8 protein-coding genes and 1 pseudogene are annotated in these 6,430 nt (G+C 64.3%); 1 reads left to right on the forward strand and 8 read right to left on the reverse strand.

Annotated features, from left to right (window positions below; genetic code table 11):
* Positions 1–7: 7 nt before the first annotated feature.
* The 6 genes from trpA to sppA form a co-directional block, all read right to left on the reverse strand.
* Complete coding sequence (gene trpA / locus AC1Q6J_RS21335; protein WP_492281152.1) at positions 8–844, reverse strand: tryptophan synthase subunit alpha; 837 nt, start codon at positions 842–844, stop codon at positions 8–10.
* Positions 841–2,058 (reverse strand): tryptophan synthase subunit beta, encoded by a 1,218-nt coding sequence (trpB, locus tag AC1Q6J_RS21340; RefSeq protein WP_492281153.1) that lies wholly within the window; start codon positions 2,056–2,058, stop codon positions 841–843. The genes trpA and trpB overlap by 4 nt, the downstream gene beginning before the upstream one ends.
* Complete coding sequence (locus tag AC1Q6J_RS21345) at positions 2,055–2,735, reverse strand: phosphoribosylanthranilate isomerase (RefSeq protein WP_492281154.1); 681 nt, start codon at positions 2,733–2,735, stop codon at positions 2,055–2,057. Before AC1Q6J_RS21345 ends, trpB begins: the two co-directional genes overlap by 4 nt.
* 73 nt (positions 2,736–2,808) lie before the next feature.
* Positions 2,809–3,213 (reverse strand): LapA family protein, encoded by a 405-nt coding sequence (locus AC1Q6J_RS21350; protein ID WP_492281155.1) that lies wholly within the window; start codon positions 3,211–3,213, stop codon positions 2,809–2,811.
* A gap of 84 nt (positions 3,214–3,297) precedes the next feature.
* Entirely contained in the window at positions 3,298–3,606 is a 309-nt protein-coding gene (locus tag AC1Q6J_RS21355; RefSeq protein WP_492281156.1) for an integration host factor subunit beta, read from the reverse strand.
* A gap of 171 nt (positions 3,607–3,777) precedes the next feature.
* On the reverse strand, positions 3,778–4,758 hold the full coding sequence (gene sppA / locus AC1Q6J_RS21360) for a signal peptide peptidase SppA (RefSeq protein ID WP_492281157.1): 981 nt from the start codon (positions 4,756–4,758) through the stop codon (positions 3,778–3,780).
* Here sppA and AC1Q6J_RS21365 point away from each other — a divergent pair.
* A complete protein-coding gene (locus AC1Q6J_RS21365) occupies positions 4,757–4,930 on the forward strand; it encodes a hypothetical protein (protein ID WP_492281158.1) in 174 nt (57 codons plus the stop codon). The genes sppA and AC1Q6J_RS21365 overlap by 2 nt on opposite strands.
* Here the strand turns inward: AC1Q6J_RS21365 and mtaB are convergent.
* Complete coding sequence (gene mtaB / locus AC1Q6J_RS21370; RefSeq protein ID WP_492281159.1) at positions 4,923–6,206, reverse strand: tRNA (N(6)-L-threonylcarbamoyladenosine(37)-C(2))-methylthiotransferase MtaB; 1,284 nt, start codon at positions 6,204–6,206, stop codon at positions 4,923–4,925. The two genes, AC1Q6J_RS21365 and mtaB, sit on opposite strands and share 8 nt — an antisense overlap.
* A gap of 5 nt (positions 6,207–6,211) precedes the next feature.
* Positions 6,212–6,430 (reverse strand): annotated as a pseudogene (locus AC1Q6J_RS21375) (diaminopimelate epimerase); the annotation flags it as partial.

Raw genomic sequence — 6,430 nt, forward strand, 5'->3', positions numbered from 1 at the left:
AAAAAAGCTATTCCGCCGCCTGTTTCGCGCCGCGCACGCCCTGCGCCAGCGCCGCCGCGAGATCGGCCACCGCCGGAACCGTCCTTGCCGTGGCGCGGCCCTCCGGATCGAGCGTCGCGCGCAGGGCATCGATCAATGCGGAGCCTACCACGGCACCATTCGCCGCCTGCGCGATCCCGCGCGCGGCGTCGGGCGTGCGGATGCCAAAACCGACGCAGACCGGCAGTTGCGTGTGGCGCTTGATGCGTGCGACTGCGGCCGAGACCTGCGCGGTGTCGGCGCTGGCGGAGCCGGTGATGCCGGTGATCGAGACGTAATAGACGAAGCCCGAGGTGTTCGCGAGCACCGCGGGCAGGCGCTTGTCGTCGGTGGTCGGCGTGGCAAGGCGGATGAAATTCAGTCCGGCCTTCATCGCAGGAATACAGAGTTCGGTATCTTCCTCGGGCGGAAGATCGACAATGATGAGACCATCGACGCCGGCGGATTTCGCGTCGGCAAGGAATTTGTCGACGCCGTAGATGTAGATCGGATTGTAGTAGCCCATCAACACGATCGGCGTGACGTTATCGCCCGCACGGAAATCACGCACCACCTGAAGCGTCTTCTTCAGCGTGGTGCCGGCCTTCAGCGCGCGCAGACCCGCCGCCTGAATCGCAGGACCATCGGCCATCGGATCGGTGAACGGCATCCCGATCTCGATGATGTCGGCGCCCGCCTTCGGCAGCGCCTTGATGATCTCGAGCGAGGTCGCCAGATCCGGATCGCCGCACATCACGAAGGTGACGAACGCCGCGCGGCCTTCCTTCTTCAGCTCAGTGAAACGTGTGTCGATACGCGTGGTCACTTCTTTTTACCCTTCAGAATGTCGCCGACCTGCGGCACGTCCTTGTCGCCGCGTCCCGACAGATTGACCACCATCAGATGATCCTTCGGCCGCTTCGGCGCGAGGTCCATCACTTTCGCAATGGCGTGCGCGGGCTCCAGCGCCGGAATGATGCCCTCAAGACGCGACAGCAACTGGAACGCCGCCAGCGCCTCGTCATCGGTCGCCGACAGATAGGTCACGCGGCCGGTCTCATGCAGCCAGGAATGTTCCGGACCGATGCCGGGATAATCGAGGCCCGCCGAAATCGAATGCGCGTCCTGGATCTGGCCGTCGTCGTCCATCAGGAGATACGTGCGGTTGCCGTGCAGCACACCGGGACGCCCGCCCGCGATCGACGCCGCATGGAGTTGCGTCAGGCCGTGACCCGCCGCCTCGACGCCAAAAATCTCGACACCCGGATCGTCGAGGAACGGATGGAACAGCCCCATCGCATTGGAGCCGCCGCCGATGCAGGCCACCAGAGAATCCGGCAGGCGGCCTTCGGCCTCCTGCATCTGCGCGCGGGTCTCGGTGCCGATGATCGACTGGAAGTCGCGCACCATCATCGGATAGGGATGCGGACCGGCCACCGTGCCGATGCAATAGAACGTGTCCGCGACATTGGTCACCCAGTCGCGCAAGGCATCGTTCATCGCGTCTTTCAGCGTGCGCGATCCGGACTGCACCGGCACGACTTTCGCGCCCAGCATTTCCATGCGGATCACGTTCGGCTGCTGCCGCTCGACATCGACCGCGCCCATATAGACGATGCATTCGAGGCCGAAGCGCGCGCACAGCGTGGCGGTGGCGACGCCGTGCTGGCCCGCGCCGGTCTCGGCGATGATGCGCTTCTTGCCCATGCGGCGCGCGACCATGATCTGGCCGAGCACATTGTTGACCTTGTGCGAGCCGGTGTGGTTCAGCTCCTCGCGCTTGAAGTAGATCTTCGCGCCGCCAAGATGCTCGGTCAGGCGCTGCGCAAAATACAGCGGCGACGGACGGCCGACATAGTCCTTCAGGTAGCCGTTCATTTCCTTCTGAAACGCCGGATCGGCCTTGGCCTCCGCATAGGCCTTTTCCAGATCGAGGATCAGCGGCATCAGCGTCTCGGCGACATAGCGCCCGCCGAAAATGCCGAAGTGTCCGCGCTCGTCGGGACCGGAACGGAAGGAATTGGGAAGTTGAACGCTCATACGCTGCTCGCAATCCTGGAAGATATCACCGCACGCTCCGCCTCGCGCGCGGCGCGGATGAAGGCACGGATCATGTCGGGATCCTTGATACCCGGCGCGCTTTCGACGCCGGACGAAACATCGACGCCATTCGCGCGGGTGACGCGGATGGCTTCAGCGACGTTGCCTGCATTGAGCCCGCCGCCGACCATGAACGGGATCGCCAGCTTGATGTTTTCAAGCAGGCGCCAGTCGAACGGCACGCCAAGGCCGCCGGGACGGGTGGCATCCTTCGGCGCGCGCGCGTCGAACAGGATGCGGTCGGCCACCGCCGCATAGCCCGGAAGATCCGCGAGATCGGATGCGGTCGCGACCGACAGCACCTTCATCACGGGCAAGCCGAACTTCTGTCTGATGTCGCGCACCCGCGCGATGCTCTCGGAGCCATGAAGCTGCAACAGTCCCGGCTGCAACGCCTCGATGCAGTTCTCGAGCGACGCGTCATCCGCATCGACGGTCAGCGCCGCCTTGAGCGCACGACCCTTTGCCAGCCGGCCGAGCTCGCGCGCGGTGCCGAGACTGATGTGACGGGGCGACGCCTCGAAGAACACGAAGCCCACCATATCCGCGCCAGCATCCAGCGCGACCTCAAGGGTCTCGCGCGTGGACAGGCCGCAGATTTTTACCGCAAATGACATGATCTCTGGCGCGTTCCGCCATGGGCCGGTGTTCGAAGGTCAGGCCGCTGGCTTTGGGGTGATCGGGCGGGTTCTACAACGCCGCGCCGTGCTTGTCTCGCCCGATGGCCGGATATTGCGGGGTCAGACCGGGCATCTGCGCGGGAATCTGCCCCTCGGTCCGCACGGCGGCCAGCCGGGCCTGTTCGCGCAGATCGGCCAGTTCGGCGCGGGCATGGCGCGCGTCCGCCTCATGCTGCCGGGCCGCCCGGCGCCAGCGGTGCTGACCGAACCAGGTCGCGATGCCCCCGGCGATCACTCCGAACATGGCGACGGCGATGATGACAACGAACAGCGGCAGCGTGACGCCGAGCGACGGATCGCTGGAGTTGAACGGATCGAATGACAGCGTGACCACGTGCCGGTTCGCAACCGCGAACACGACGAACAGAATCGCAAGCGGCAGGATGACCAGGATGTTGAAAATCTTGCGGAGCATGGTGCGTCCTCGCGATACATCCCGAAGGCAGTTCGCAGAAATGTGAGCAGACGCCCCTTGGAACGATTGTAAGGACCGGCCGGATCAGGTCGCCGGGGCCGGGTCCGCGGCGTCCTCGCGATTGAGCCGCTCACGCATTTCCTTGCCGGTCTTGAAGAACGGCACGCTCTTCTGCTCGACAGGAACATGCGCGCCGGTACGCGGATTACGGCCCGCGCGCGCAGGGCGATGCTTGACCGAAAAAGCCCCAAAACCGCGCAGTTCGACGCGATCACCGCGTGCGAGCGCCGCAACGATTTCGTCGAGAATTGCGTTCACGATGTTTTCGACGTCCCGCTGATAGAGATGCGGGTTATGCTCGGCGATGCGCTGAACGAGTTCTGATTTGATCATTGAATGCTGTGCCCGTGAGGTGCGGTTAGACATTTCCGTGAAAAAGCCTTGAACTGTCAAGTCGCTAATTCAAATCGGAGCGTGGCTAAATCGCGTGACAAATGTCCCGTTTCGTTGTTGCGCCGGCAACCGCAATGCGGCGAAGACTGGCTGACACCGGATTCATGACAGTCAATTTGCCGGCGACGGCTGCCACAGCGCCAGCATGCCGTCGAGACCGAAGCGATCGACCGCTTGCGTCACGCCGGATTGCGCGAGCTGCCGCGAGATCGCTCCAAGCCCCATCGCATCGAGAGCCGCGGCGGCGGTTGCCCGCAAGAATGTCATGTCGCCGAAGCGCGGTGAGAGCTTGAAATCCTTCACAGGGACGTCCGAACCGACCTTCTTTTGTGCAACAAGCCATGCCACGGCGGTTTTCTCATCGCCAAGCTGATCCACCAGCTTCAGGCCGACCGCCTGACGGCCCGTGAACACGCGGCCATCCGCCACGGTCTGCAATGTCGCGTCATCCATGTTGCGCCGATCCTTCACCAGTCCGCGGAACCAGGCGTAAGAATCCTTCACCAGCGCATCGAGCGCGGCGCGCGCTTCCGGGCTGGTCGGCTCATAACCGTTCGGCGCGGCCTTGAGCGGCGACGACTTCACCTCTTCGACCTTGACGCCGACGGTCTTGAGAAGGTCGGACACATTCGGAATCTGGAACAGCACACCGATCGAGCCGACCAGCGACGTCTGCTGGGCAATGATCTGGTCCGACGCCAGCGCTGCGATGTATCCACCCGACGCGGCGAGACCCTCCACCACCACGACCAGCGGCTTCTTTGCCTTCAGGCGCGTCAGCGCGTCGAAAAGCTGCTCGGAGCCCGCCGTGGTGCCGCCGGGCGAATTGATGTGAACGATGACGGCGGCGGCGGACGATTTCTCCAGCCGCTCGAGCGCCTCGACGCGGGTCTGATCGCTGCGGATCAGGCCGTCGATCTTGACCCGCGCGATCGCGTTCGATCCGGTAATCGCGCTGCGGCTCGCCGGCGATGCCAGCGCAGCCACCGCGACCACCGCGGCGATCACGCCCAGCGCAGCCACCACCCGCCAGAACGTCAGCTTGCGGCGAATACGGCGGCGATCGACAATCACATCGGAATCGAGCGACATGGAATTTCTCCTCAAGCATCAGATACTTTGCAACGGCCATGAAGACCGTTGCTCTGAAAAGTTATCCCGCGCTTTTGCGAGTGCAGCCTTGATGTATGGTAACTTCAATACATCAATTGCGATGCAAATTGAAGCTAACAAGCGCGAGATTGCGCACGCACATCTTACGTGAGCAACCGCTCACCATTATGCCCGATGATTGTCATCGCATGCACGGCGCCTTGCATGCCGCCCTCGATCGCGACCGGCACAAAATGTTCGGTGCGTCCCTGCGTCGCGCTTTCGATCAGCACATCGCGCGTGGCTCCGACTTCCGATGCAAGCCGCCTTTGCAGCGCGGCTTCGCCGGTTGCGCGCAGCCGCCCCGCGCGATCCTTGATGACGCGGCCATCAACCTGCGGCATCCGCGCCGCCGGCGTGCCGGGACGCTTTGAGTACGGAAACACATGAAGGAATGTCAGATCGCATTCGCCGACGAGAGCCTGCGAGCGCGCGAACATCTCCTCGGTCTCGGTGGGAAAGCCCGCGATGATATCCGCGCCGAACGCGATGTCGGGCCGCAGCCGCCGCACCTGCCGGCAGAACGCGATGGCATCGGCGCGCGTGTGCCGCCGCTTCATGCGCTTGAGAACGAGATCGTCGCCGGCCTGCAATGACAGATGCAGATGCGGCATCAGCCGCTCGTCGGCCGCGATGACGTCGAGCAGATCGCGGTCCGCCTCAATGGAATCGATCGACGAGATCCGCAGCCGCTTCAAATCCGGCACATGCTTGAGGATCTGCTTCGTCAGCGTGCCCAGTTTCGGCGCGCCTGGCAGATCCGCGCCATAACTGGTGAGATCGACGCCGGTCAGCACAATCTCGGCATGCCCCGCTTCGGTCAGCGCGCGCACCTGATCGACCACCGCGCCCATGGCGACCGAACGCGAATTGCCGCGGCCATAGGGGATGATGCAGAAGGTGCAGCGATGATCGCAGCCGTTTTGCACCTGCACGAACACACGCGGCAATCCCGCCTGAAAACCCGCCGCCAGATGCGGCGCCATCTCGGTGACCGCCATGATATCGGAGACGGCGACTTTCTCGCCGCCGCCGTCGAACGCCGAGCGGGTGTCACGCCACGCCGCCGCGCGCATCTTGTCGTCGTTGCCCAGCACGCGATCGACTTCGGGCATGTCTGCGAACATCGCGGTCTGGGTCTGCGCCGCGCAGCCGGTGACCACGATCCGCGCATCGGGCCGCTCACGGCGCAGTTTGCGGATGGTCTGGCGCGCCTGCGCGACGGCCTCGCCGGTCACAGCGCAGGTATTGACGACGACGGTGTCCTGAAGCCCCGCGTTCTGCGCCTCGCGCCGGATCACGTCCGACTCGCATGCGTTCAGCCGGCAACCGAAGGTGACGACATCGACGCGGGGAATTCGTCCCGAGGGTGAGGGGCGATCGAACATGAGAGTTAGGCCACGGGAGTGGATGCGAACAGCGCCGGATCGAAACGGCCTTCAAACTCGAACGACGCCGGGCCGGTCATCAGCACGTGATCGTCCTGCGCGCGCCATTCGATGGTGAGTTCGCCGCCGGGCAGCGTCATGTGAACGGTGCGCCCGGTGCGCTTCAGCCGCGCCGCCGCCACCGCGGTTGCGCACGCCGCCGAGCCGCAGGCCCTGGTCAGGCC

It is taken from the genome of Afipia sp. MLSD5-FHT05B12, assembly GCF_058793355.1.